Genomic DNA, 26961 nt, shown 5'->3' with positions numbered 1-26961 from the left:
TGACGGGTACTTAGTAGGCCGTGGCCGCTCTCATACTGAAGTCTATACCGGTTTATTGACCCGTTAGCCTATGCTTATGGGACATCGTCTGATTAAGTGCTATCGTTAAGTGCAGAGGCTAAAGAAGAAACGTCAATCACCTAGCCCATTCCGGCATCAGGCTGCCTCGATGTGATATTTGACGTTGTAATAATGGATACTATTTTACGGGATTGATCGTTTGCGAGTTTCTAGGTTTTTTGTTGTTATCCTCTGGTTTTGTGTGCTTTTTGCTCAAATCACGCGAGCTGAAGAAAATACACTTTCGTTTCAAGGTTTTTCCGGTTTGTTGAATACCCCCCATGGGGGCGTGATGGAATATGGTTCGGCTACTTTTATGTTTTCGGATCAACTGGCAGAAAGAGGTCGGGACCAATATGCGTATGCGGATAATTATATTTTGGGAATTGGTTTCTTTCCGCATTTCGAACTGACGGGACGCATTGCTGCAACCAATACCCATGACAACAGTTTTCTCCCGGAAAATGCCGGTGAGACTCGAGATTTGTCTGCAAATATCAAAGTACACGCCCCTTTCATTCCGGAAGACTGGTTCGATTTAGCGGCCGGGATTCAAGACCTGGGAGGCGCTTCGAATTACTTCGACGCGAAATTTGTTGTCGCCAGTAAAACCATTTCTGATTTTCGATTCAGTGCCGGAATTGGCAAAAGTGAAAGCCATGTTGGCCGAATGGATGGCGTTTTCGGTGGTATAGAATGGATGCCATTGGACTGGTTACGTTTAATGGCTGAATACGATGGCGCAGATTCAAATGTGGGCGGTCAGTTGCAGTTGCCGGTTACACTTGGAAATTTCCCCATCGATATCGGATTAAAAGTCCAGCTGTTGACGGATGCTCCCAAAATTCGTGACAAGAACTTTTTTGGTATTTCCTTATCGATTCCGTTGACTAAACAACGTATCAGTCGTGAAGATCCTTTTGAGAACATCCGTGATAGCGCAATGGCGCATTTGGGGCTCGAAAACACGCAATCCGAAAGGCATGATCAAAATTCCGGTCAGGACAACGCAGAGATAGATCAACCGAAGCAAAAAGCATCAGAGCCGTCTGCTATTGTGCAAACCGAGCAGTCGATTGCTCCAGAGACATTTGGTCGTCCTGATTCCCAAGACAAAATGAAAATGAATGATCTGTTTGATCCAACAAACATTGGTCAGAGCGTACCCCCTATGGAAGATGGCTCTGCCGCAGTGTTGCGTTTGCGCACTAAGCAGTTGGGTCTGGTATTAATCGAATACGGATTTGAGGGGGTTGAAGTCGGGTTTAACGCGAATAGCCTCTATGTGGTACTTGAAAACAATGTCTTAAACAATAATGAAATTGACGTGTTTGGTGTTGTTTTCGCGGCCGTGGCATCAAGTGGTATTGAGCTTGATTCGCTCTCGGTGGTGTTAAAGAATCTGGATATTCCGATTATCCAAGTCACGGCACCCCTGAAGCGTATACAGGCCCTGATTGCACCAGAGTGCATTCGCTTGAATGAGCGTTGTGCAGCGGTTTCCGAGTTTGAACGAACCATGGAGGTGGCTTACATTGATGAGTCTGCTGCATTTGCTGCTCAGCGTAACATCACCTGGGTTAACTTGAGTACCGACAGTGATGTGTTCTGGACGCCGCGTGTCATTTTTGAACCGATTATTAGCGGCTACACCGCCACTGAGTATGGCGTGAATGATTCTACCATGGGGATACGAACTTATTTGGGCGTGCCGATCTGGAAAGGCAATGAATTGACTGCCATTTGGAATACGCCGATTTATCATACGAACGATTTTCGCAATGGCCGATTCAAGAACCAGAAAATGCGGGCCGGGCTCAGAAATCTGTATTTCAATCAAACCTTCAAAATCAATCCCAACATTTATTCGACACTCAGTGCCGGTAAATTCCTGTTTGATACGTTGGGGTGGGTCAGTGACTCAGTCTGGAATTTCGATGAGGGGCATCAGCGGGTTCGACTCCGCTGGACAGAGCTATACAATGATGATGATCGAGTCTATAAAAAAAGACAGTCCTATGTCGGGCAGTATCGCTATTACTTTCCCTCGCTAGACTCGGCTGTCCAGGTGTCTTACGGGACGTATCTCGACGAAGACCGGGGTTATCTGTTGGAAACCCTGCATCACTTTGGTGATACGACGTTCTCGCTTTATTTTAAAAAGTCCGATTACAAAGGCGTCGGTGTTGCGATTACGATTCCGTTATCCCCGAGAAAAGCGATGAAACCTTGGTTCTTCCAGGCGAGAATGGTGGAACGCTGGTCCTATGGGCTTGAAACCGTCGTGGGGCAGGATACGAATCCGATTGAAGTCAGCTTTGTCAGAGTACCGACACCGACGTATACAATCGAGAAAGATATGTTCAATCATGATCGACTATCACCGGTTTATATCCGCTCCCATGTATTGAGAATTCAGGATGCGGCTACGCTTTGGGAGGCGGAATAATTGCGCCCCGGTGCTGAATCACCCGACTGGCAATCAGATTGGCTTGTTCGCAACAGCTCGGAATGGGCTGTTGATTCAAGTAGGCATGCAGGAAGCCACCGTTGAAAGCATCGCCTGCGGCCGTGGTATCAACAATCTGAGGAACCTCTTTTGCCGGGTAGGAATGTATGGCGGATGTGCTCTCAATATGGCTGTAAAGGCATCCTTTTTCGCCCACTTTTACTACGATTTCAGGAATACCGGCATCATGAAGGCGGGAAATGGTCTGCTCCGGATGGGTATCGCCCCAGAGTTGCTGTTCATCGTCGAAGGTGACAAAGATGAGATCGGTGATGCGATATTGTTGTTCATAGAGCTGACGCGCCCATTCCAGTCCGGTATTCATGGCAATACCATTGGCGGAAGCAGGCAGTTCCAATCGGTTCAAATTGCCCCACATGGCAGGGCGATAGTTACTATCGAACGCAATGCGCTGCCCTTTGTTTCTTTGTTTTCGTATTCGATTCAGGAGGTAATTTGCCTGATTTGCCGGGAGAATGGCATAGCTGATCCCACTTAAAAAAAGCCAGTCAAAGGACCCTAAACGTTGTTCCACACGGCTGAAATCAGCATGTGAGAGTAAATGTCGAGCCGCTGAATCTGAGCGCCAGTAAGTGAAATGACGTTCTCCTGATTCATCCAGTTGAATCATATAGAGCCCGGGGTGGCGCTTGGGATCAATCAACACCAAATCCGTATTGATACCATCCGCCTGCCAGTGCTCAATCATCGTCTGGCTCAGCTTGTCCTGTCCCATGGCAGTAATATAGGAAACTTCAATTCGGGTATCCGGAGCGGTATGTTCACGTTGCAAACGGCTCAGATACGTGGCGGTATTGAGGGTATCGCCGCCATAATACTGGTCCATTTTGCCGAAGAGTTGGCCCCGTAGCTCGATCATGCATTCCCCGATTAAGCCGATTCGGATGGATGACGGGTTTCCTGGCGTTGTGGTATTCGCGGTCAGAGCAGAGTGCATAATGGTTCAAAAATCCGTTCGGTGGGTCACTGGGATCGGGGGGTGAAATAATCTACCGCATTCTGATAACAGATTCGCTCGATAATCTGACCCAGGGCTGGCAGGTCATTGGGGGCTTCTCCATCCTCAATCCATTGTCCTACCATGTTGCACAGCAGTCGCCGGAAATACTCATGTCGTACGAATGACAGCACACTTCTGGAGTCGGTCAACATCCCGACAGACTGGCTCAGTAAACTCATACTGGCAAGCTGGGTGAGTTGCCGGATCATGCCATCCTTCTGATCATTAAACCACCAGGCCGCGCCAAATTGAATTTTGCCCGGAATCCCGTCGCCTTGAAAGTTGCCGGCCATGGTTGCCAGCATTTCATTCGCACCGGGATTGAGGCAGTATAAAATGGTTTTGGGCAATGCTTCCTGCAGATCCAGCTGGTTCAGAAAACGAGAAAGGGGGCGAGCGTAGGGTTCATCATGCATGGAATCTGCGCCAACATCGGTACCCAGTCGCTGAAAAAGTCGTTGATTATTGTTGCGCATGGCCCCGATGTGTAACTGCATGACCCAGCCCCGTCGGGCGTATTCTTGCCCCAGCCAGAGCATTAATTCGGTTTGGAACTGCCCCAGTTCATGAAGTGTCAGACGTTGTTGTTTACGGCCGAGCTCCAGTATGCGATTTAATTCGGCTTCAGAGGCTCCGGGTTGGAACAGGAACCGGTCAAAGCCATGATCTGCGCTCAGGCAACCATGGTGCTGAAAATGCTCCAGACGTCGTGTTAATGCGTTCAACAAGTCAGAAAAGGTGCGAATATCGATATCCGAGACCGTAGCAAGATGTTGCAGATATTCTGGAAATCCGGGTTGATCGAGCTTCAATACCTTGTCCGGACGCCAGGTTGGATACATGGTCAAATGGGGTGTGCGGGGGGCTCCAGGATCGTGTGGTGGTTGCGGAGCACGTTCTAACATATCTTCCCGGGCAAGCTGCTTATGATAGGCAAGCGAGTCCGTGGGATCGTCAGTTGTGGCAATTGCTGTAACGTTCTGTTGTTGCAGCAGACTGCGGGCACCGAAGCCCGGTTCTGCGAGCCGGGTATTGCAATGGTGCCAGATTGCTTCGGCGTTGTCGGAAGTCAGCCGTTTACCGGATAGGCCAAACAGGTTGTGCAACTCCATGTGACTCCAATGGTACAACGGGTTTCCCAGACACAGGGGCAGCGTGTGTACCCAGGCCCGGAACTTTTCCCAATCTGTTGCGTTACCGGTAATCAAATGCTCCGGCACACCTGCCGTGCGCATCGCTCGCCACTTGTAGTGATCAGAACTGAGCCACACTTCTGTCATATTAGCGTACGCGATGTTATTCGCGATTTCGTAGGGGCTCAGGTGGTTATGGAAGTCGAAAACTGGCTGGGGTTTGGCGTGCAGATGAAAGAGCTCACGAGCGGGCTCGCTCTGCAGTAAAAAATTCTCGCTAAGAAAGGGCGTCATTGCAGGTTACCAACTGTTCCACGGTTTTTTGGGCGCCGGACTTCAGTAATCTGTTAAAGCTGTTGCGCAGTGTTGCTTTAAATTCGGGATGATTCGCCAGAGTGACTGGGAATAAGTTCGGGATTTTCAGAATTTCGTCCACCACTTGATCCCGTAGTCCATGTTGAATATAGATGCGTTTCAATTCGTTTGCCAACGGATCCTGCACCTCAAGTATGCCACCGCGCTCTGAGATGCCACTGGCGTAACGCATCCAGGCGGCTACGGTCAATATCAGCAAGGTGTAGTCGGTGCCCTTGTCAAAATGATACTGGATTGACGGGATGATACGTTGTTGCAGTTTCTGGCTGCCATCAATCGCAATTTGTTGTGTGCGATGATGTAACAAGGGGGTTTCAAAGCGGTTCACGATACTGTTGATATAATCGTTCAAGCTGATTTCCGGCGGCAGTTTAAGGGTCGGGGCCTGTTCGTCCAGCATCAGTCGGATCACCGCGCGACGGAAACTCTGATCACCCATTGTTTCCGAGATGGTTTTGTAACCGGCCAAAAGTCCCAGGTAGGCCAAAAATGAATGGCTGGCGTTGAGCAGGCGTAGTTTCATCATTTCGTAGGGGGCGATACTATCGACAAAGTTTACCCCGACGCGATTCCATTCCGGCTTGCCATTTACAAACCGGTCTTCGATCACCCACTGGCAATAGGGCTCACAGGCCGTAGCGAGTTGATCCACTGCCAATGTTTCCGGGTTCAGGCTGGCCCGTATTTCAGCGCTCAGCTTGGGTACCATGCGGTCCACCATGGTATTGGGAAAAGTACAGTTGTTTTCAATCCAGTGGGCGAGTTCAACACATCGTTGTGCCGCGAATGCGACAACTGCATTTCGGGTCAAATCCCCGTTATGGGCGAGATTATCGCAACTCAGAATGGTCACCGGCGTCCCGCAGGCTGCATAACGCTGTCTCAATCCCTCGACCAGAACACCGATTGCAGAGTGTGGTGTTTCAGGGGATTTAAGGTCTGCCACAATCAGGGGGTGGGTGAGATCGAGCTCACCCGTAGCCGGGGACAGGCCGTAACCTTTTTCGGTTATGGTAAGGCTTATTACTTTAAGTTCAGGGGCGCTGAGTGCGGCCATAATGGCGGGTAAGCCATCGATCACCGGGTGCAGTGATGCGATTACAGATCCGATTATCCATTCCTGCTTTGCTTTGGCTTCAACCTGTGTCACTGAGTATAAGTGATTTTGTTGTCGCAATTGCCGGATCCCGTCAGCCTTGAACAGATTGACAATGGTGATTCCCCAATGACTTTCGCCCGTCCTGGCCAATTGATCAGTAATAAAAGCGGTGTGGGCGCGAAAAAAATTTCCGAAGCCGATATGTAACAGGTAAGGCTTTAATGCGCTGCGATCATAGGGGGGAGCTGATAGCTCTGCCGCCTTGTGTTCCTGATTTTGGGTAAGCATCCGTCTTGTTCGCCACGGTTATGACATGATCTATACATCCTGATCTGATCATTATTGGTGCCGAAGATGACCAATCTATGACAGTCGGTGAAATGGCGTTAACCCCTGCGCTCAGGTTGTGCGTTTTACAAGTGCCTCTACCCTGATGCGCGCCATCGGACCGGTAGGTTGCCCATTTACGATTAAGGGGCGCTGCTCGCCTTTTGGTAGCACCAGTTCCAGATACTCGTACTCGGTAGCACCGGTTTGATGGGTCGCAATATCCAGCTTTATATGCTCCGGACTGCACTCGAGATTGATCTTGAACTGTTTGCACTCGGCGTTTTTGTCTTCATCATAGAGCAGACAGTCGCGTTTACCGGCTAGCTTGAAGGGAAAAATTTGCCAGCGTCTGTGGCCGTCATGCAGAGTATTTCGAACGCCCGCAGTATTGCGGGTCGGGATAATCGAACCCGCTCTTGCCAGGAGTGGCAAACGATTTAACGGCGCAGGCAGGGTAATGTCCTGTTCACCTTTATACCAGCTGTGATCATAAAAATCATACCAGCCACCTGTTGTATCCCATGTATTCTGATTTGCAGGGAGATAGACTTGTCTCTCCGTGCTGTTGGCGGTGACGACAGAGGCGACGAGGAGTGCGTCACCGACCATAAAATCATCATTTTCGGTCAATGTCAGTGGATCCGATTCAAAGTGATAGAACGTGGGGGTGATAATCGGGCGGGCGTCGCGATGTGCTTGCCACAACAGATGGCCCAGCAACGGTAATAAGTGATAGCGCAGGTGCAGCGCCTCACGGACTTCAGAGAGTACTTCTGGATACATCCAGGGTTCATTTACACTGCCATCACTATTCCAGGAGTGAATGGTGCAGCGTGGGTGCAGTGCTCCATTCTGAACCCAGCGCACAAACAATTCCGGATCGGGCCGGGGCCCGGCAAAACCGCCGATATCATGGCCGAAATTGTACACGCCGCTCAGGCTGAGACCGATGCCCATTTTGATATTGTATTTCAGACTATTCCAGCAGGTCTTGTTATCTCCGGTCCAGGTCTGTACGTAACGCCCCATCCCGGCACAACCCGAGCGAGAGATGAGAAACGGTCGTTCCCCATTGCTGAACTCGCGCTGTGCCGAAAAGGATGCCCGCATCATCAACAGTGCGAGTACAGGGCGCATCAAGCGAATGTCTATGGTTTCACCAAAACCGCGACAGTAAGCGCGATCATCCCAGATTTCAAATTCGTTATTGTCATTCCAGGTCGCTGCAATTCCATTTTCCAGCAAGCTCGATTTGACCTTGTTTTGCCACCAGTTCAGTGATGGTGGATGGGTAAAATCGAGATGAGAGCCTTCATCGTCCCAGAAGACGGAGCGCTCCGGGACACCCTCGCTGGTTTCAATGAACAGCCGGTCCTGTTGCAGTGACCTGTACTCAGGATGATCCTGAAGCAGACAGGGCTTGATATTGGCAATGAGTTTAATGCCCTGTGCTTCAAATTGCCGGCAGAGGCTCTGGATATCCGGTACTTTTTGCTGATTCCAGTGGAATACATAGCGCTTGTTCCCGATAGATGTATAGCCTGATGACAGCTGGAATGAATCGCAGGGGATCTGGTGCCGGTCGCATTGTGCTAAAAACTCACCCAGCAGGGCTTGGGTATTTTCCGCATCGGTGTAGTACATGCTGGACGCGCTGTATCCCAGGCTCCATTTGGGCGGAATATGGGTGCCGCCGGTGAGCCGGTTGAATTGCTCGGTCACGTTCGCGACACTGGGCCCCAGTATAAAGTAGTAGTCCAGGTCACCCGCTTCCGCCCGGTAGCTGCGGTAGGGGGCGTGGTAATTATCGATTTCGTTGCCCAGGTCGAACCAGCACGTAGACAGATTGTCGTAAAACAAGCCATAACTTGCGGTTAAGGCATTGCGGCGAAGATGGGTAATATAAAACGGGATATGCTTGTACAGTGGATCGGTTCGTTCTGCATCGTAGCCCATTGCATCGAGATTACGCATCTCGAATCGACGACCGTAACGATTGGTCTCACCTGCCTTTTCTCCCAGGCCAAAATAATACTCTCTACCCGGAATTTTATGGGATTGGTGATCCACAGCGTGCTGTTGGCAGCGCATAAAATGGGCGATTCCACCGGTGCGGGAACTGCGCGCATAGGCACCAGTGGGGCGATCTTCCGCGATGATGTGCCATTCAACGGGGTTGGCTTCGTTACAGCTGGCCCATTGCAATTGCAGGGGGCGACTGATCGTGACGCGAAGTCTGGAGGTACTGATGATCAGTTGTTCTCCTGAGTCTTGCACTGTGAATTCAGGCAGGCTGAATCCCGCAAGCGCTGCCGATCCGTTACGTGGTCGTCCCTGCAACGGGGTATCGGCGACCGGGCAGGGTGAATCGTCCGAGACCGGGGCGATGCTCCAGGTTTTCGGAAGCTGCAAACCGGATTCCGGTTCCAGAAGCACCCGAAACAGGGTTTCCTCCAGCACAAAAATATGAAAACGGCTGCCGTCCTCGCAGACTAGGGTAACCTGGTGGGGTTGTTGTTCTACTGTGGTCCAGTTCTTCAGCGTTCTCAAAGGCTGTGCATCCAAAAATTGTATCAGTGTGGCATTGTCATCAAAGCTACATCTGTGACGTGAAAGATAGATGACAAACGACCGGATATCCGGCGGTTAAACATTCGCTTGAGGAACGATTTATTATGGAGCAGAGCTGGCGCTGGTATGGTCCGGAAGATCCGGTCTCATTGAACGATATTCGACAGGCTGGAGCCACTGCGGTGGTGACCGCACTGCATCATATTGCCAATGGTGAGGTGTGGCCGGAAGCCGAAATACAGGCCCGTAAAGCGCAGATTGAAGCAAAGGGACTGCGCTGGAATGTGGTTGAAAGTGTTCCTGTACACGAGGAGATTAAAACCCGCAGCGGACAAGTTGAGCGCTGGATTGCAAATTACCAGCAAACTCTGATTAATTTGTCTCGTTGTGGCATTCATACGGTGTGCTACAACTTTATGCCGGTACTGGACTGGACCCGAACCGATCTCGATTATGAGTTACCTGATGGTTCAAAAGCCCTGCGCTTTGATCAGGATGCATTTGCGGCTTTTGATTTGTTTATCTTGCAACGGCCAGGTGCGGCGGATGAATACCCGGAAGAAGAGCAACTTCGAGCCCGTCAATACTTACAGCACTCTAACCAGGAACAGCGGGATCGATTAACTCAAACCATTATCGCTGGATTGCCCGGGGCAGAAGAGCACTACACCCTGGAGGATTTTCGACACCAGCTGGCCCGATATGCAGATATTGACAAGAAGCGTCTGCGAGATCATCTATTGCATTTTCTGAAGGCACTGATGCCAATTTGCGAAGCCAAAGGAATCCGGTTAGCCATTCACCCTGATGATCCACCGCGCCCGTTATTTGGCTTGCCCAGAATCGTCTCAACACTGGAAGATATAGAATGGTTGACACAGGCTGTGCCACAGTTAAATAACGGGCTGACATTCTGCACCGGGTCTTATGGGGTTCGCTCGGATAACGATTTGTTATTCATGGTCAAACGCTTTGCCGATCGCATCTATTTTACCCATTTGCGCTCCACCCAGCGTGAACCTAATCCTTTGAGTTTCCACGAAGCGGCTCACCTGACCGGTGATGTCGATATGGTTGGCATCGTAATGGAAATTCTGCGAGAGGAGCATCGCCGTGAGTTAGCCGGACGGGAAGACCTTATTGCCATGCGTCCCGACCATGGGCACCAGATTCTCGATGATTTGCACAAGAAAACCAACCCTGGTTATTCGGCAATTGGCCGCTTAAAAGGGTTGGCTGAAATTCGTGGCTTGGAATTAGCACTGAAACGAAGTTTTTTCAGTGCTAATTGAGCCCGGGCTATTCGAGTTCTATCTGATAAGCGCTATTCCGTATATTCGGTGACCTCGACAGCAGCCATGCTGTACCCCGATGTTGCCAGCTCGGTGGCAACCGTGCTGGTCGACAGCGGGCCTTCGATCCAAACCGGGCTGTAGAGTAGTTCACCGGGAACACCTTTCGGATATTTTACGTGTACGATTTGATTGGCCGGCGGCGGTGGAACATGGATGCAGGCCCCAAAATAGGGGACCAGCAAGAATTCCGTCACCCGATTTTCATCGCCCTCCAAAGGAACAATAAAACCGGGAAGTTTGATCGCTTTGCCATTTAGTTCCGGGCGGACATCGATCTGCTCTGATTGAGCTGGCGGAACTGTCACAGGGCTATCATGGGTGATGCTGGGGGGCGCGGCGAGTTGTGGGGCATTTTCAGGAATCAAATCTTCCCAGGAGATGGTCTTGGCCTCCGCTGACCAGACGGAGAGCGGCATAATCGAGATGAAAAACAGGCCTGCAATCAGGCTTGTTTTGAGTGCGCCCATTGCAGTAATAATATGAGTAAATTTTGCATATTGCGGCATACAAGCCTCCTATATTCGAATCGTCATGCCATCTGCCAATGACATACGGAACGCCCTGATAGACGGAATAATCCCGACCAGCAGACCGGCAGTAATTACAGCAGCAAGCAACTGCCATTCATGAAGGGTTAACGGGCTGATGTGAATCATCAATCCGAACTGGTCCAGCAAATAGGGTTGTGCTAAAAACAGAGACAGGTACAACAAAATTACACCTAACACGGCGCCGAGCAAGGCCAGCAAGCCGGATTCGCACACGAGCAACAAAAAGATATGTATGGGACGCGCTCCGATGGCTCTGAGTATGGCCATCTCCCGCCGTCGCTCGTTGAGGCTCGCAATAATCATTGCCAGCATACCGATCAAGCCCGTTGCAACCACAAACCAGGTTATCGTAATGAGCGCTTGTTCCGCGACGCCCATTAAATTCCAAAGTTCGTAGAGTGTGACGCCCGGTGCAATGCCCAGTAAGGGCTCCTCAGAATACTCATTGATAAAGCGTTGTAGCTGAAACAGTTGGATCTTGGATTTCAAGCCGACTAAAGCCGCCGTAATGACTTCAGGATCAAGGGGTTCACCTGCCTGCTTGGCCGCGTTGCTTTGATGGATTGCCTCAATTCCTGCCAAACTGACCAGAACGGTTCGGTCCACCGGTGTTGACGTCGGTTTTAAAATACCGGTAATTGTAAAGGGATAATCGCTGTGTTGAGCAAAAGAGGTACTGGCGGCTCCGTGGGCCAAAATGATTTTATCACCGATTTCATAGCCTAATTTTGCGGCGACTTCTGCCCCGATTACGGCATCAAAAACAGCATTGAAGGGGTGGCCATCCCGGTATTGCAGTGCTTGGTTTTGGCCATAATGGTAGTAGTCAAAAAACGAAGTCTCGGTACCCAGTACCCGGAATCCTTTGTGAGAATCCCCCAATGATAAGGGGACAGACCATTTAACAGCCCGATGAGTGGCAATTTCCTGATAGCTTTCCCAGGAAATATTGTTCGTCGCATTGCCGATATGGAAAACGGAATACAACAAGAGTTGTACCGGTCCTGTCCGGGCACCCACAATCATATCGGTCCCGGAGATGGTATTGGCAAAATGGGCTTTTGCCTGGGTTCGGGTTCGTTCAACTGCAAGGAGCAGAGCCACGCTCACCGCGATAGCAGACACTGTGAGTATTACTGTGGCTTTTCGGTTTCCCAGACTTTTTCCCGCGAGCATCAGTATGGACATCAGTGAAAACCTCCCTCTGAGTGAGCGGGCTTTGCCACCTGATTGATTTCGGAAAGTTCCACATGTCGGTCAAAATGGGTGCTGAGCCCTTGATCATGGCTGACAAATAGCAATGTGCCCTGTTCTTGTTGGCATTCAGCAAAGAGTAAATCGATAAACGCTGAACGGCTGTCGGCATCCAGTGCAGAGGTTGGCTCGTCAGCGATAATGAGTTCCGGTTGTCCGATCAAAGCCCGTGCTACGGCGACCCGTTGTTGTTGTCCGGTACTGAGTTCAGTGACTGGGCGTCCGTGTAGTGAGTCAGGTATTTTCAAATGGGCCAGCAAACGACGGGCTTCCTCCGGAAGGCTTTTGGAGTTCGCCAGCGCTTTGGCTCGGCGTCGACTGGAAAATTGGCAGGCCAGAGATACATTTTCCAACACGTTCAAGTAAGGCAGCAGATTGAACATTTGAAAGATATAGCCAATATGATCGGCACGAAACTGATCGCGCTTACTGGCGCTTAATGCGGCAATATTGCGATTGAGTAGTTTGATTTGTCCTTTTTGAGGCGAATTGACCCCGGTTATCAGGCTCAGCAGCGTTGATTTTCCGGAACCGCTCGGGCCCTTGAGGAATACAGATTCGCCTTCCTGCATGGCAAAATGGTCAATCTGGATCGTGTTCTCCGGCGCTTTGGGCCAGTGAAAATGAACGTTTTCTAATTCAATGATCATAGTCTGTTCACGGGGTCCTATGCTGTCACATTGTTTATTAACACTGACAATCTGTTTCCTAACCCTGATGCGATCAGTGACAACATCAGGGGCAGGGTACGAACGCTATTCACTTAAACGTGATGATGGGCCCGTGTGCATCCAGTTCAAGTGCTCGCTGTTGTTGTGCAGTGATCAATTGCCCGGTGATTTTTTCTGTGCCACTGAAAGATTTGAACAGATTTACAGAAATGGTTTTCAATTTCTCGGGAGAAGCGCAGTGAAACTGATAGGTGGCAAGCATTTCAGAATGTGATTCGTGCGCTTCGTCATGTCCATGCTCTTCGTGATGTCCATGCTCTTCGTGATGCCCGCCAGCTACGTGCTCATCATGTTCCTCGTCGTGATCGTCATGTTCTTCTGCGTGTTCGTTATGATGGATCAAGCTACTGTCGAGATCTGCTGATTTGAGTGTGCACTCTGCTTCGGGGTTGGGCGTAAACAGGGTGGCACCCTGCTTGAGCTGCGTTACGGCCTCTGCGAGTGCTTCCTTTTGCTGCTTGTTTTCCGGTGCATGCTCAAAGCCCAGTAAGTTTGCCGCTGGGGATTCAAAAATAAGATCCAGACGTTGTCCTTCCTGAGCGATATTCAGTGTTGCGGTGCCATGGACATGGGCACCATGTTGGCGGTGTGTTGTTTCATTGCCAAGACTGTAGGCACTGGAAAACAGGCATAGCGAACCGGCCAGCAACCCGGCTGGTACTGTTTTGAAACGGGACATAATAACTCCTTAAATTGAATTTTGGTGAAAAGGCCAGAATTCAAGCGACAGGTGGCGCGCGGGAGTCAAAATGGCGAGTGCTGGAGCGCAGTAACGCTTCAGCGGAGAAAGACCGCCACTGCACCGGTGCCGGTATGATATTGGGAACGGCAAACGGGCTGGGCAGTGCTGCGGTATGATTTCCTGAAACACAGACTGAACACTCAGCGCCGTGATCTTCATCCTGTCCGGCGTCCAGGCTGTGCTGTTGAAGCAGGCCGACGCAAAGCAGCAGGAGAGCTACCAGTGCGTAACGCTGTAGGTTGGTGAGGTTACCGATCATTATCTGCTGTTCATCGTGTGCATTCGAATAGACGGGCAATACTACAAGAGCCTGCAGCCCTGTGGCAACTGAGTTTGATGCAGATATGATGAAATAATAGTCATAATCGATTTTATAGACTAGTCTGTGAAGAATCCTCAGGCGAAGTACGTGCCGGTTATTGTGCATTTAACTTCCGCAATATTTTGGGTGTGCCCCAGGGTGTAACAGTTTGGATCGGGTGGTTTGGAACATGACTATGGAATGGTTAAGTGTAAATGGGCTGAGAATGCGCTTGTCAGAACTTGTGGCGCGGGGTATTCAGATCAGTCTGCTATGCTTGCTCCTTTGCGCTGCAACGCATGCAAAACAACGCTATACAATCGGGGTTGAGAATGTAGATTATCAACCCTTTTACACGACAGAAGCGGGCGTGTTTTCCGGGTTTGTTAAAGACATTTTCAGTTTGTTTGCGCAGCATTCGGAGTTTGAGTTCGAGTTTGTTCCGCTACCCATCAAGCGTTTGCACGATGCGTATCTGAACGGTGAGCTGGACTTGTTGTATCCGGATAATCCTGACTGGATACCCGATTTGAAAGACAAAAAAGCGATTCACTACAGTGACCCGTTAGTGAAAGTGGTTGATGGCGTGATGGTCAAGCCGGAGCGCAAATACCAAGGCATCGAAAAATTAAAACAACTGGGCACGATGAGTGGTTACACTTTGCCAGCCTACAGTGACCAGATTGAAACAGGTCAAATCGAACTCGTTGAAGTTAAGGAAATGCTGAGCCTGTTGCAAATGGTTTCCTTTGGACGTATTGATGCCGCCTATGTAACGATTAACCCGGCAATGTTTGCCCTGAAACATCAGGCAGATTGGCCAGGAAGCCTCACTTTTGATCCCTCGTTGCCTTATGATCTTGCTGAACATCGCATGTCCACGTTCAAATACAATGATCTTCTGCTGAAATTCAACAGCTTTCTTCGAGAGCATGCGGAGCAGATCGAAGCCCTTAAAAAGCACTACGGCATTATGGATATTGGTGGCTAGCCCGGTTGGTAATCTGATGTGTCACTGCTCTTGTGCTACGAGGTGAGCCAGTGTGGCGATTGCTTTTTCCCGCTCTGGCGTCCAGGGTTCTGCATAGCTGACGCGAAATGAATGTCTGAACTTGCTTGGGTTGGTTGAAAACAGCTCACCCGGAGCAATAACGATGCCTTTGGCCAGTGCGCTCAAATATAACCGTGTTGCATCGATATGAAGCGGTAGCTGAATCCAGGTTACAAATCCCCCCAGTGGCGTTGAAATCCGAGTTCCTTTTGGAAAGTGCCGGGCGACCAAATCAAGTAGATGATCCCGTCGTTGCTTGTATGCTTCACTGGCGGTGCGCAGGTGTCGGTCATAGCCGCCGTGTGCCAGCATTTCTGCTACCGCCTGTTGCTGCAGGCGTAAGCTGAACACACTATTGATGAAGCGTTCATACTGGAGTTGTTGTAGATAGCGTCCTGGCAGTATCCAGCCAATCCCCAACTGTGGGTCAAGGGTTTTGGAGACGGAAGAACAAAGTAAAACCCGTCCTTGTGTATCATAGGATTTAACGGTTCTGGGTCGTCGTGACTGGTAGCCCAGATCGCCATAGATATCATCTTCGATGACCGGAAGATCATAATAATTGGCCAGCTCCAGCAGAGCTTGCTTATGGTCATCCGGCATCAAAGCGCCAACTGGATTGTTATAGTTGGGAATACATACAATTGCTTTAATCGGCCATTGTTCGAGTGCGAGTTTAAGGGCTTCCACGCTCATCCCGGTACTGGCATCCGAGGGAATTTCAATGGCTTTAAGTTGCAGTGCTTCAACGAGTTGCAGCATCCCGTAGTAACAAGGGGATTCGATCGCAATAATATCGCCCGGTTGGGTCAGTGTCCGCAAACACAGGGCGATGCCGCCCTGGCATCCAGAGGTTAACACCACTTCTTCCGGCGCGATATAAACCCCTCCCTCCACTGCTTTTTTGGCAACCTCCCGTCGTAATGGCTGATTGCCGTGTACAGAATCATAGCCCACCCCCATGAAGGTTCCCTGTCGGGCTTTCTGGGCAAACAGGGATTTGAGGTGAGTGAGTGCGGGGAAATCGGCGGCGGGGACCGCAGCACCAAAGCTGATATTGCCCGGGTCTGCAGATGCTTTGAGTACCTCCATCACCCGTTGCAGTGATGTAACCTGAGTCGGGCTTACCGTTTCTGTAACAAATTTGGGTTCCGGTAAAGTTTGAGTCCGGTGTGCTTTGACAAAATAGCCAGACTTGGGTTTGACCTCAACCAGCCCTCGATCTTCCAGCAGACCATAGGCGGTGAGCATGGTCGATATACTCACATTTAAGGTTTTCCCATGGCTCCGCACAGAGGGTAATTTATCTCCAGAGCGGTATACCCCGTTTCGAATCTGTTCATGCATTTGATCGGCAATTTGCTCATATAGTGGCAGATCTTTCATAACAGTTACCCTCGATTTTATGCATAACAGAACAGATTCTCGGAAAATGGCCATAACAGAGCGCAATTAACTTCATCTGTTATGGTAAAACTAGTCTATGTCTGAATCTGTTACGGTTCAAGAGAGCACGGTAACATAGTCACCATTGAGAGATGACTTCATTCAGGAGAACTGCAACATGAATACACAGAGTTTAAAACAGCAATCAACCGGCCAGACTCGTAATCTTTTAAGCGCCGGATTCTGGAGCAAGCTGATTCTGCGTGCAGTTCGTCAAATTCGAATTCATCGGGAAATTGCCCGCCAGAGACGGGAACTCGCTCAATTGAGTGATGCGCAATTAAAAGATATCGGCATCAGCCGGGTAGATGCATTGCAGGAAGCAGAACGTTCTTTCTGGGATGTTTCGGACGCGGCGAGAAAGCAAAACCGGTTGTAATCGCGCGCCTTACCATGCTTACCATTTTGCTGATGCTACTGCTGATCTGAATTCTAACGCTATGATCTAGGGCAAACCCTATATAGGGTTTGCCCTAGATGGCAAGTGCTCTATTTTTTGCGACAATCCGGTTCACTCTGAGGTGACATAGATTAGGGTAACGCCGGGCCGGGGGGATTACTTCCTGGTTTTGTCCAGTCACTGATTCCGCGGTGGAACGTTCAGGGATTGAATTACATAAAATGGAGATTGAAACATGAGCACTATGATTCAGGACAGCCTCAACGCGGCCTCGCTGATTGAAACGATTGACCAATTGGGTACGAATATAGATGCGGCTGCTGAAGTTTACAACGAAATGGTATCCAGTATTTTCAGTGATGTTGTGGGGAATTTATCATTGGATGCTGGCATTAAATCTGCCTTGATTGCCGGTATGACTGAAAAGATGGAAATCGAAGGTGAGCCCCGAACCATTGAGGAAATCATGCATAGCCTGGCGAATGAAATGGAGGCGGCAGACTGGGGCAGTTTGAATGCGGATGTCCAGGAGTTGAAAACCCAGCTGGAAGACTTGTTGACCACATTATTCAAAGATTTAACTGAAGGTGGCGGCGATGACGCGCCAACTTCCGAGAAGAAAGAAGCGGCGGACTTTTTCATCGCGCTGGCGCGTGCTATGGGGTCCAGTTTGCAAGAGCAGGCAAGTATTGTTGAAGGGCTTTCTGAAAAGCTCGCGGACAAACAGAAAGAACATGGTAAGGGGCAAAATGATCAGGCTACATCGAGCCAGATTATGTCATTGCAAACCGAACTGGCAGCAGAGTCAACTCGATTGAACTATATGGCAACGGGTATCCAGACTGCGTTGAAAAACATTGGTCAGGCGCTGTCTACCCTGGGACGCTCGAATTAATCGATGTCGTGATCAGTTTAACCAGCCTTACTTGTACAAAGTTCAACAAAGAGAGGGAAATCGATGAGTATGAACGTGGATACAAATTCATACCAGCAGACATTGGATACGCGGTTCAAGAATGACTTTGCCGACAGCCTGTCTGCCAATACTGCCGAGAATACAGCGGCATTGACGGGGCTTATGGATCAGGTTGATATGGTTCAACTTGATAACCAGGAGCGTGTGATCATCATGGACACAATCAACGTCATGATGCGGGATGATCATATATCTCAGAGCGAATTTACCGGTATCACGGAAACCATCAAATCATTTGCTGAAATGCAGGCAGCTGAGCCTGTTCCAGATGATGATGTGTCTGCTCCGGGTGAAATACCTGATTCTGTTGTCTCTCCGGGGCCTGGCACGCCCGCAGATCCAGGTACACCTCTAGATCCAGGTACACCCGTAGATCCCGGCATGCCTGTAATTGACCCAGACATGCCTTCTTTCTTTACCATGCTTTCTGAGATCATATCCGATGCGGTTGGCAGCACCATGAATAACACGGTGTTCAATGATGCGGTCGAAGTTGTTTTTGGTTCGACATCTGGCGGAGAGGCAAAGGATTTGCTCCAGTCAATATTTGCTGGTGTTGACCTGTCCATGCTGAATGCTGATGAAAGAACTGAAATTATGCAATTGTTGCTTTCAGCATCTCGTGATGGCGAGATCACGTTAGAAGAAGCGGACGAAATTATTGAAAAGTTGATGCCTGCTGTGCAAACAATACCTGCTGGCCCTGCACCAGGTGGCAATGATGATCTGGGAGCTGATCCGGGGGAGAACCCGGGCAACGTCGGCGCGCAGAATCCGGGGGGGAGTGTTCCCGTTGGCTCTGACCCGGGTGATTTTGATCCTGTTGCTAACCCAGATCCTGTTGCCAGTCCAGATCCGGGTGATACTGTTTCTGGAGACATCGATCCACCCGAGATGGGTGAGCCGGTCGCTTTGGAAGGTGGTTATCAAGATAATGGCAAGCTGGTATTTTCCAATGGAAATTATGAGTGGGAAATCGATGAGAAAACGGCAACAGCCTATCAGCGAAATTTGCATGATGACAGTGAGGTGTATGAATTCACCCCAGGTGCCGTCGGCAATATTACCATGGAAGGCAATGTGACAATCGAGAATCCTGATGGCTCGATGATCACTGTGGTGCCAAATGACGACAATACGGCCTATATCGAGATTGCTATTATCTCAGGTGAAAACGGGGTTCACTGGGAGAACAATGATTTGGATAATCTTGCCGATGGTGAGGCCACTGTTGGCCAGAACCCTGAAGCGTTGGATGCTTCTATTCCGGATGGCTACCATGGATATTCTTTCAAGAAGTCAGACTCCTGAGCTTTTGTTGAATAACTAATTTGTTGAACAACGAAAAGATCGAGCGAATTAAACCGCGGCGTAATAATTTTTATCGGTCGCGAGCAAATTTGCATATAAAAAACCAGCTTCGGCTGGTTTTTTATTGGATATCGGTTTTGTTTCGCATTTTGATCGAAGCTCAGGACTCTGATCTATCTTCGTTGTGAATGCTGTCTGCCCAGCGAAGGATCTCTGCAACGGCCTGAAAAAACTCGGGAGTGATAAAATTATCGACTTCAATATCCCGATATAGCCCCCGCGCCAACTCGATATTGCGCATAATGGGGATATTACAGCGCTCGGCTTCTTCCCTGATTTGTTGGGCCATGTAGTCCTCACCTTTGGCAACGACCACAGGGAGTTCAGTTTCATCCTGATCGTAGTAAAGTGCGACTGCTATGTGAGTTGGATTGGTTACAATAACATTCGCCTTGCGCACAGAGGCCAGCGTATTTTGTTGCGACCATTCTTGATGCAGCTGCTTTCGTTTGCTCTTGACCATTGGGTCACCTTCGCTTTCCTTGTATTCCTGTTTGATATCCCGACGGCTCATCATCAAGCCTTTGATATAGGTGTGGCGTTGGTAAATCAGGTCCAGAACGGAAATGAAAAAGAACACAAACAATACACCTGCACATGACCAGGAAACCGCCTGCCAATAAATACTGAATGTTGCGTTTAAGGGTCCATAGGGCAATTTCAGAACCTGGTCGAGCAAACTCAGAACAATCAGAATGACAATCAGGGTTAGCGCGCTGGCTTTTACAAACGATTTGAAAACCTCCAGTAAATTTTCCTGGGAAAACAGCCGGGTAATGCCTTCGGTGGGATTCAGTATCTGTAAATTTGGCAGAAGTTTCTTGAAGGCCATAACCGGTCCAACCTGAAGATATTCGATAATGATCGCCATTAACATGCCAAGCAGAATAAAAGGAAAAAGCATCCAGGCGAGCTCTTGACTGGCGACAATCAGAACTTTGCTCAATGTGTGCTGGTTGGGGTTTTGTATACCCAGGAAAACGGCCTCGAACAGGGTATTGAGATGCTCGAGGAAGTAACCGGGTAAAAACGAAAAGAGTAACACCCAGTAGAGCAACGAAAGGGTTTTGCTCAGGTCCTGGCTGCGGTACACCTGGCCTTCTTTACGTGCATCCCGTAGCCGTTTTGCGGTGGGTTGTTCGGTTTGATCGGATTCCTTTTTCTGACCCATTTATTCATCCTTGAATAGTACAAATTTTTTGCCAAACCTAGGGTTTACCCTAGTATTTTTTCGCGACTGGTTTCGCTACTATGCAGCTTGAAGGCAAAGGATATCACATCAGGAAAAACATGGATATTTCCCGTTTTAATCACTTTTTCTCAACCCCTGTTAGCGCCGAGGAAACCGAAACGGTTCCGTTAGAGCTGGCTGAAACAGTGAGCGAGTCATTGGGTGGAGCCCAAATTGGATCTCGATATCCGGAAACACCCGACGCTGTCCAGAGTGGTCAATATGATTCCAATTCCCGATTGCAGGAAACCGCAACCGATGAGCATTTTTTGAGACGCATCATCGATCACCAAACTACAGCGGCTCGACCTGTTTATCTGGATCATTCTGACCTGGATGCACTTTTAACACAGCAGGATCTGGACGCACTGGTCAACTATGTTTTATCCGGTGCTCCCCCGAATGAGGTTTAGTTTTTCAACTTTTTCATGATTGAGAAAATCCAGTGATAGAGCACTTACTTTGATAGCGCAATGACTGTGACGGAGAAAGCTCTGAGATGGAGAAAGTACTGAAAAGGAGAAAGTACTGAAAAGGAGAAAGTACTGAAATGGAGAAAGTTGGACGGTTAATAACACTACTTGAGCGAATTGAAGATATTGAACTTTTGGCAAATCTGTTAAGTCGACTAACCCACAAGAAAAACGGCCTTTCATACATTGAGTTTCTGGGGTTTCTGATCTTGGTATCCGAGCATCAGAATCGCGGCCTTCATGTGCGTTTGGCTGAGAGCCTGAATCTCGCAATGCACAATAGCAATTTCCCCACCGGAGCGCTCTCGGCCTGGGGAGCAGGATCCGCCTGGAATGAATTTTCCGGTCCCGGATTTTCGGCTCACCAGCTCGCTATGATTCCCAAGCGTCGCTATGGCATATTGGAGTTTTTAACCGTTTGGTATGGCCAGAAAACACAAAAGGCTTATCTTTCTGGTTCATTGTATCAATTCGCCTTAATTCGCTTATTGTATTTATTTGACGCCTCGCCTACGCTCCGGGAGCGCTATTGCCAACATTTGCTTCTGGTGGTGGAAACCGGGTTTGACGGCGCATATTCAAAATCTTCCCGGGCGCGATTGAGGGTTTTGGCTAATTCATGGCAGCAAAGGTTGGCTCCAGATGAGATCGTTCAGACGATCATGAAAATATGATTTGTAGTCGCGCCAGAATATGTTCATTTTCAAACAGTTTTCGAACCACCAGCTCAACCATGAGGCCAAGACACAAAAGTGCTACCCATGTTCCCAGCCACGTTTTCAGTGACGATGAAAGTGCGAGTACATTGAGTTGCTGGGCAAAACGATTAATCAACCCCATAGAGAGATCAACCAGCGCCAGAACGGTAATGACCGGAGCTGCAAATAACATCGCCTGCACCATGATGTATTCAAACTCATAAATGAAAAAAGCACCGCTGTCTGCCGTAAGGTTGGGCAAGAAGCTGTGGGGAGGCCAGATTCGATAGCTCTTCAGCAGCACACCCAGGAAAATCAAAAAGCCACCGCTGGTTAAAAACAGCACAGATGCGAAGCGGGAAAACCAGAGCCCGGTCAGGGTAGTATTGCTGCCCTGCAACGGATCCATGGTTTGGGACATGTTATTTCCCATTTGCGTATCAATTATGCCGCCAGCGATACTGATCGCCCAGAAAATTGAAGCAAAGAAAAAGCCGATGGTTATGCCGATGAATATTTCTTTAATCAGGATAAACGGCCAGTCCAACGGTTTTACTGCTGCCAGGTTGATTGTTTCTATCGTCAGCGGGCTGACCACCAGCGCCAGGCCCACAAAAATGCTATTTCGCACTAATGCCGGTACTGCATCCTGACTGAGCAGAGGCAGCACAATAAAGCTGGCTGCGATTCTCGGTAGGGTTACTGAAAGCGCGAGTAACCAGGTCGTGATATCCGTCATGGGATTCGTTATTGCGTCAGGTTGGGAAAGTGGGCAAAAATACGATTGGTGTATTGGTAAAGATTTTCGCCAATCACACCGGCCATTAACAGTAAAACAATCGCTACGACCGCCAGCTTGACGGCAAATGGAATGGTTTGTTCCTGAATCTGTGTAATGGCCTGAAGAAACGAGATGATCAGGCCGGTAAATGCGGCGGCGAGCACGGGTGGGGCGGTCAAAATCAGCATCAACCAGAGTGCCTCCTGGGTAAATCGGATAATATCAACGTTCATTGGCTTACCCGTCGTATTTACACATAAGTTGCAACCAAGCCGTGTACGAGTTGGGTCCACCCGGATACCGCAACAAACAAGAGCAGTTTGAAAGGCAGTGATATCATTGACGGCGGCATCATCATCATACCCAAGGCCAGCAAAAGATTGGAAACCAATAGATCGATCACCAAAAATGGCAGGAAAATCAGAAACCCAATCTGAAATGCGGCTGTCAATTCACTTACTGTGAACGCTGGAATAATCACAATAAAGTCATTTTCCGAGACTTCCCCTTTGCGGTTATCAGGCAACAAATAGCGAGCTGTGCTTAGAAAAAACGCGCGTTCTGTGTCGCTTGAGTGTTTTATGAGGAAGCTTTTTAGCGGTTCTTTACTTTCCTGCGCCAGACTGACCATGGAATCGAGCGTCATACCCTCGTCGCTCCGGTAAATTGGGCTGTCTGTCACCAAACGATTGGTTTCAAGCATGACCGGATACATGACGTAAATCGACAGAATGATTGCCAGACCGTTAATAACAACATTCGGGGGGACCTGTTGCAGTCCCAAAGCGTTTCTGAGCAAACTTAAAACCACGACAATTTTTGTGAATGAGGTGACCATCACTGCTACAAAAGGGGCCATAGATAAACCAACCACCATGGCGATGACGGCACCCGGGGTCAGGCTACTTAATTCCATGGCCGTTGAACTCTGTGAGGCGGATACCCAGGGTTTCGCCAACTGCGATCAATTCCCCTTCCCCAATTGCTTTACCATTGGCAACGACAATGGCCCGTGTTTGATCCAGCCGCTCAGCGAGTTCAAATACATAACCCGGTTGTATGTCCTGGAGTTGTTCGAGTGTGAGCGTTAGTTCCCCAAGTTGAAAGCTCAGATTGACCGGCATTTGTTTGAGAATATTATTGCTCGTTTCTTTACTTTGGCGTTCAGTCGTTTCAGTATTCATTGTGTTACCGTCCTGTTTTTTACCATGTTGGTCACCTTGCGGTTTTCCGTGCAGTTTGTGATTTTGCTTACCAAAGCGTGAGACTCCTTTTACCCGAAACGACTGTATTCTGGATCGCCCTGATTGCACCGTTTTACTCTTCATGATTGTTAATTTTGAGTTTCGGTACTGAGCGTGCCACTTCAAATCAGGAAGAGGGGTGACCAGTGTCATGCTGTTTGCGCATGCGGAGAGGTTACCCAGCAGCATGATGTCCCCTGGCTGAAACGCTTCTAATTCTTCTGCACTGAAGTCTTCAACAGGTTGCATGGAGAAGGGGCAGTTGAACGTGGTGTTCCGAAATCGTAATGCGATGTCGTTGTTATACGCTGTGATTGACCAGTCGATCTTCTGAATAAAATTTTCGCATCCATTCTGAATTGGCAAGGCAATACAGCCTGTGGCGATTTTGGCCTTCGACGATTTGTGCGGAGTTAATGAGGCACTTTCCAATTCAGTCGTGTTCTCAGGGGGGGTTGTCTTTCCATTGGTCAGCGGCACGGGATCTTTAATCCTGAATGCATCTTCGAGTTCCGCCATATGCTCTATGCCTTCGCTGCTGTGCCCTGCGTGACCATCAATTTCTGCTGCGGTTTTACTGGCTTGAATTTGCTCGTATTCCGCTTGCCTATGGTTGGCCTTATCCGGCTCGTTGCTACAGCGCCAAGCCAGATACAGTATTTGGCTATCTTTCAATTCGTTTTGGGGCTGAACGACGCGGGTAGCGCGCCAGGCGGTATGTGTCAGCTGTTCGAATGCGGTCAACCAGGTTTCATATTCCAATGACCAGGCCAGGGGCCAGGCATCTTCCTGGTATTCCCACCAGGACATTCTTGGGCAAACCTGTTCCCAGGAAAAATGGTCAATGCTGACGTAGCAGTGGAAGTCAGCACTCTCAAGCTTGATCCAGCCATGATCCTTTGTATCCAGCGGGTCAGGTTGGGCCACAAACAGCCACTCCTGATGTTCAGTTTGATCCACCTGATCGTTACATCCGGTTTTGCTGGTCGCAAACCGTGCCGTTTTATGGATATTCCGAGCTGTCAGTGCGGTTTCAGCTGATATCGATTTCAATATGGTGCTTACGGGTTTGAGCCATTCGGTATCCCCTGTTCGTGCTGGTGAGGGACGGACTTCGACGAATTGTGCAGCCCGATAAGATCGCTTCACTTCGGGATCGATCCTGTCTGCCGGGATTTGTTTGTTAGCCATGGCACACTCTTCCTGAGTACTCTGTGAATCCGGGGTCTGCGATTATTCGTAGCCCAATGTCAGTCTTATGAGATCCTGAATATTCTTGGTCTGTAGTTTGTTGAACATTCTTGAACGGTGTAATTCAACTGTCTTGACGCTGATGCCTAGTGTTGTCGCAATCACTTTGTTTGGTTGGCCTGCACAAACTAATTCCAGTACCTGGCGTTCGCGGGGCGATAACTGATCCAGTTTTGCTTTTGCCCGCAGAGGATTGCGTAACTCGGTGCCGGGCTCTTCCAGTGCGCCTTTAATACTGTTAATCAACACACTGGCTTCGAACGGTTTTTCCATGAAGCTGTATGCTCCCTTTCGCATCGCTTCAACTGCAAGTGGAATATCACCATGACCGGTCATTACAATTACGGGCACACCCAGTTTCAGATCCCTGAGGTGATCCATTAATTCCAGTCCGGAAATTCCCGGCATTCTCACATCGGTCAGGACACAGGACTGGACCAGTGATTTGATCTCTGTATTTCCCAGTGTGTCGATAAACTCTTCGGCAGAGGCATACGTGTGCACGGTGAACTGATTGGCTTGAAGCAACCAAAACAATGAATCACGGAAGCCATCATTGTCATCGATGATGTGGATCAGAGTCATTTATCGGTGGTTCCCGGTTAACTCGATTTATGGCAGTTGTCTGACGAAAGCGGCAATTCCATAAAGAACGTCACGCCAGAATAGGTATTGCGCTTGAAATACAGGCGACCCTCATGGTATTCCACGATCGACTTGCAAATTGCGAGTCCGGCTCCTAATCCATCGGATTTCGTTGTGTAAAAAGGGCTGAATAATTGATTTTCTTCGGCTTCGGAAATGCCGCATCCGCAGTCTTTTACCGCAAGGCGAATCTCATCTGCTCCCGGAGTGGATATGTCGATGAGAATAATGCGGTCCACCGGCGGAACGGCATGCATGGAGTCAACGGCATTTTTGATCAGGTTTGCCAACACCTGTTCGATCATGACTCGGTCAACTTCAACCTGATCCAGTACGGTGTCAGGTTCGAAAATGATACGCACATGGTGAGCTTGCGTTTCAAGTTTGAGGAGCTCAATCACATCTCGAACCAGTTTGACCAGTGAGGCTGGAACCCTCTGTGGTTGTTTACTCATGACAAATTCACGTACCCGGCTGACAATGGATGCCGCGTGTTGCGCCTGACTCAACGCCTGATCAAGTAAATCCAGTGCGACACTTCCTGCGTCGGGGTTATTATCGAGCAGTGTTCGACAAGCATTCAGGTAATTTGTAATGGCTCCAAGAGGCTGATTAAGTTCATGGGCCAGTACCGTGCTCATTTCCCCTACAGACATAAATTTCGACGTCAAAAACAGTTGTTCATGAAGGTTTTTGTGATGCTGAATGGCGGCCAGCTGAGTATCGATATTGATTGCAATCACCAGCAGGAATGATGAGTCCTGCATGCAGAAGCTCGATGTTTTGACCAGATAGCTTTGTCCGGATTGTGGAAAATACAATTCCTGTTTTTCGGCCAGTGTCGGCTCATCGTCGGAAATCGGGTTTTGATCTGCTGATGGCAAGTTGAGGCTTGCCATCATCTCAGGTGAACTGGCTTCCGGTATCGAAAAAAACTCGGCGGCATTGATAAAATCTGAGAGCTTTACTTTCGGGCCTAGGAAGGGGAATGCTGTTTTAAACCGGCTGTTCACCTCAATGGATTGCCCTGCTGTCGTAAATATCGCAGCCGGCAGTGTAAGTGCTTCCAGCAAGGGCTGTGTTGTGACTATTTCGGGGGCAGCTTGACCGGATCGGAGTACGGGTGAATTGTGTTGATTAGCGGGTATGGCTAAAAGCGGTTTTGCCCCACATCTGCGCTGCAGCGACATCAGACTCTCCTTTCCTTGAGTATATGTTCTTCCTTGCCCGGGGCATCCTGTTTGCCATTCCGGGGTTACGCCTAGCTCAGCGTTTTGCGGGATCATACACAACTCAATCGAAAAGTAAAAGGGTGAAAAGTTTGCACTGTGCTCAATTTAAATTTTTGGGATTTCTGTCGCT

General features: G+C 49.1%; 25 protein-coding genes. 8 read left to right on the top strand and 17 right to left on the bottom strand.

Features of this window, described 5'->3' with window-relative positions; translation table 11 throughout:
• Nucleotides 1-220 precede the first annotated feature (220 nt).
• Entirely contained in the window at nucleotides 221-2509 is a 2289-nt protein-coding gene (locus OLMES_RS27105; protein WP_157678650.1) for a YjbH domain-containing protein, read from the top strand.
• Here OLMES_RS27105 and OLMES_RS27100 read toward each other — a convergent pair.
• From OLMES_RS27100 to OLMES_RS27085, 4 genes are all read right to left on the bottom strand, one after another.
• Nucleotides 2487-3527: a sugar kinase gene (locus OLMES_RS27100; RefSeq protein WP_087464134.1), complete on the bottom strand. Its 1041-nt coding sequence runs from the start codon at nucleotides 3525-3527 to the stop codon at nucleotides 2487-2489. The genes OLMES_RS27105 and OLMES_RS27100 overlap by 23 nt on opposite strands.
• Nucleotides 3528-3553: 26 nt before the next feature.
• A complete protein-coding gene (uxaC, locus tag OLMES_RS27095; protein ID WP_087464133.1) occupies nucleotides 3554-5017 on the bottom strand; it encodes a glucuronate isomerase in 1464 nt (487 codons plus the stop codon).
• Nucleotides 5001-6485 carry a mannitol dehydrogenase family protein gene (locus OLMES_RS27090; RefSeq protein WP_087464132.1) on the bottom strand — a complete coding sequence of 495 codons (1485 nt, stop codon included), beginning with the start codon at nucleotides 6483-6485 and terminating at the stop codon, nucleotides 5001-5003. Before OLMES_RS27090 ends, uxaC begins: the two co-directional genes overlap by 17 nt.
• Nucleotides 6486-6596: 111 nt before the next feature.
• The gene (locus tag OLMES_RS27085) at nucleotides 6597-9077 is read right to left on the bottom strand and encodes a glycoside hydrolase family 31 protein (RefSeq protein WP_087464703.1); all 2481 of its coding nucleotides are present in this window, start codon (nucleotides 9075-9077) and stop codon (nucleotides 6597-6599) included.
• A 125-nt stretch (nucleotides 9078-9202) separates the two neighbouring features.
• Between OLMES_RS27085 and uxuA the strand changes: the two genes are divergently transcribed.
• A complete protein-coding gene (uxuA, locus tag OLMES_RS27080; protein WP_087464131.1) occupies nucleotides 9203-10390 on the top strand; it encodes a mannonate dehydratase in 1188 nt (395 codons plus the stop codon).
• A 32-nt stretch (nucleotides 10391-10422) separates the two neighbouring features.
• Here uxuA and OLMES_RS27075 read toward each other — a convergent pair whose 3' ends face one another.
• From OLMES_RS27075 to OLMES_RS27055, 5 genes are all read right to left on the bottom strand, one after another.
• A complete protein-coding gene (locus OLMES_RS27075) occupies nucleotides 10423-10959 on the bottom strand; it encodes a DUF3299 domain-containing protein (RefSeq protein ID WP_198343151.1) in 537 nt (178 codons plus the stop codon).
• A 9-nt stretch (nucleotides 10960-10968) separates the two neighbouring features.
• The gene (locus OLMES_RS27070) at nucleotides 10969-12192 is read right to left on the bottom strand and encodes an ABC transporter permease (RefSeq protein WP_087464130.1); all 1224 of its coding nucleotides are present in this window, start codon (nucleotides 12190-12192) and stop codon (nucleotides 10969-10971) included.
• Nucleotides 12192-12908: an ABC transporter ATP-binding protein gene (locus tag OLMES_RS27065; RefSeq protein ID WP_087464129.1), complete on the bottom strand. Its 717-nt coding sequence runs from the start codon at nucleotides 12906-12908 to the stop codon at nucleotides 12192-12194. Before OLMES_RS27065 ends, OLMES_RS27070 begins: the two co-directional genes overlap by 1 nt.
• 109 nt (nucleotides 12909-13017) lie before the next feature.
• Complete coding sequence (locus tag OLMES_RS27060) at nucleotides 13018-13668, bottom strand: DUF2796 domain-containing protein (RefSeq protein ID WP_087464128.1); 651 nt, start codon at nucleotides 13666-13668, stop codon at nucleotides 13018-13020.
• 40 nt (nucleotides 13669-13708) lie between these two features.
• Complete coding sequence (locus OLMES_RS27055; protein WP_087464127.1) at nucleotides 13709-14158, bottom strand: hypothetical protein; 450 nt, start codon at nucleotides 14156-14158, stop codon at nucleotides 13709-13711.
• A 70-nt stretch (nucleotides 14159-14228) separates the two neighbouring features.
• Between OLMES_RS27055 and OLMES_RS27050 the strand changes: the two genes are divergently transcribed.
• On the top strand, nucleotides 14229-15023 hold the full coding sequence (locus OLMES_RS27050; RefSeq protein WP_157678649.1) for a substrate-binding periplasmic protein: 795 nt from the start codon (nucleotides 14229-14231) through the stop codon (nucleotides 15021-15023).
• Nucleotides 15024-15044: 21 nt separating this feature from the next.
• Here the strand turns inward: OLMES_RS27050 and OLMES_RS27045 are convergent, their stop codons facing one another.
• On the bottom strand, nucleotides 15045-16469 hold the full coding sequence (locus OLMES_RS27045; RefSeq protein WP_087464125.1) for an aminotransferase-like domain-containing protein: 1425 nt from the start codon (nucleotides 16467-16469) through the stop codon (nucleotides 15045-15047).
• A 178-nt stretch (nucleotides 16470-16647) separates the two neighbouring features.
• Between OLMES_RS27045 and OLMES_RS27040 the strand changes: the two genes are divergently transcribed.
• From OLMES_RS27040 to OLMES_RS27030, 3 genes are all read left to right on the top strand, one after another.
• Nucleotides 16648-16908 carry a DUF1127 domain-containing protein gene (locus OLMES_RS27040; RefSeq protein WP_087464124.1) on the top strand — a complete coding sequence of 87 codons (261 nt, stop codon included), beginning with the start codon at nucleotides 16648-16650 and terminating at the stop codon, nucleotides 16906-16908.
• 256 nt (nucleotides 16909-17164) lie between these two features.
• A complete protein-coding gene (locus OLMES_RS27035; protein WP_087464123.1) occupies nucleotides 17165-17824 on the top strand; it encodes a hypothetical protein in 660 nt (219 codons plus the stop codon).
• Nucleotides 17825-17899: 75 nt separating this feature from the next.
• Entirely contained in the window at nucleotides 17900-19216 is a 1317-nt protein-coding gene (locus tag OLMES_RS27030) for a hypothetical protein (RefSeq protein ID WP_198343150.1), read from the top strand.
• Nucleotides 19217-19376: 160 nt separating this feature from the next.
• Here OLMES_RS27030 and sctU read toward each other — a convergent pair whose 3' ends face one another.
• Nucleotides 19377-20447: a type III secretion system export apparatus subunit SctU gene (sctU, locus tag OLMES_RS27025; RefSeq protein ID WP_087464121.1), complete on the bottom strand. Its 1071-nt coding sequence runs from the start codon at nucleotides 20445-20447 to the stop codon at nucleotides 19377-19379.
• A gap of 119 nt (nucleotides 20448-20566) precedes the next feature.
• Here sctU and OLMES_RS27020 point away from each other — a divergent pair, with 119 nt between their 5' ends.
• Together OLMES_RS27020 and OLMES_RS27015 are read left to right on the top strand one after the other, a co-directional pair.
• A complete protein-coding gene (locus OLMES_RS27020; RefSeq protein ID WP_157678647.1) occupies nucleotides 20567-20920 on the top strand; it encodes a hypothetical protein in 354 nt (117 codons plus the stop codon).
• A gap of 137 nt (nucleotides 20921-21057) precedes the next feature.
• Complete coding sequence (locus tag OLMES_RS27015; RefSeq protein ID WP_087464119.1) at nucleotides 21058-21654, top strand: hypothetical protein; 597 nt, start codon at nucleotides 21058-21060, stop codon at nucleotides 21652-21654.
• Here OLMES_RS27015 and sctT read toward each other — a convergent pair.
• From sctT to OLMES_RS26985, 6 genes are read right to left on the bottom strand one after another with little or no spacing between them, the layout of a single operon-like run.
• Nucleotides 21641-22417: a type III secretion system export apparatus subunit SctT gene (gene sctT, locus OLMES_RS27010; RefSeq protein WP_087464118.1), complete on the bottom strand. Its 777-nt coding sequence runs from the start codon at nucleotides 22415-22417 to the stop codon at nucleotides 21641-21643. The two genes, OLMES_RS27015 and sctT, sit on opposite strands and share 14 nt — an antisense overlap.
• Nucleotides 22418-22425: 8 nt before the next feature.
• Nucleotides 22426-22692, bottom strand: a complete 267-nt coding sequence (gene sctS / locus OLMES_RS27005) for a type III secretion system export apparatus subunit SctS (protein ID WP_087464117.1) — start codon at nucleotides 22690-22692, stop codon at nucleotides 22426-22428.
• A 17-nt stretch (nucleotides 22693-22709) separates the two neighbouring features.
• The gene (gene sctR / locus OLMES_RS27000; RefSeq protein WP_087464116.1) at nucleotides 22710-23375 is read right to left on the bottom strand and encodes a type III secretion system export apparatus subunit SctR; all 666 of its coding nucleotides are present in this window, start codon (nucleotides 23373-23375) and stop codon (nucleotides 22710-22712) included.
• Entirely contained in the window at nucleotides 23362-24894 is a 1533-nt protein-coding gene (locus OLMES_RS26995; RefSeq protein ID WP_087464115.1) for a FliM/FliN family flagellar motor switch protein, read from the bottom strand. Before OLMES_RS26995 ends, sctR begins: the two co-directional genes overlap by 14 nt.
• A gap of 42 nt (nucleotides 24895-24936) precedes the next feature.
• Complete coding sequence (locus OLMES_RS26990) at nucleotides 24937-25539, bottom strand: response regulator transcription factor (RefSeq protein WP_087464114.1); 603 nt, start codon at nucleotides 25537-25539, stop codon at nucleotides 24937-24939.
• 17 nt (nucleotides 25540-25556) lie between these two features.
• On the bottom strand, nucleotides 25557-26789 hold the full coding sequence (locus tag OLMES_RS26985; protein WP_198343149.1) for a sensor histidine kinase: 1233 nt from the start codon (nucleotides 26787-26789) through the stop codon (nucleotides 25557-25559).
• Nucleotides 26790-26961: the final 172 nt, after the last annotated feature.

Origin of the sequence: Oleiphilus messinensis (assembly GCF_002162375.1) — a bacterium.
In the GTDB taxonomy this organism is placed as follows: Bacteria; Pseudomonadota; Gammaproteobacteria; order Pseudomonadales; family Oleiphilaceae; genus Oleiphilus; species Oleiphilus messinensis.
Note: the sequence above shows the minus strand (reverse complement) of the source record. Positions and strands in the feature narration are given on the sequence as shown.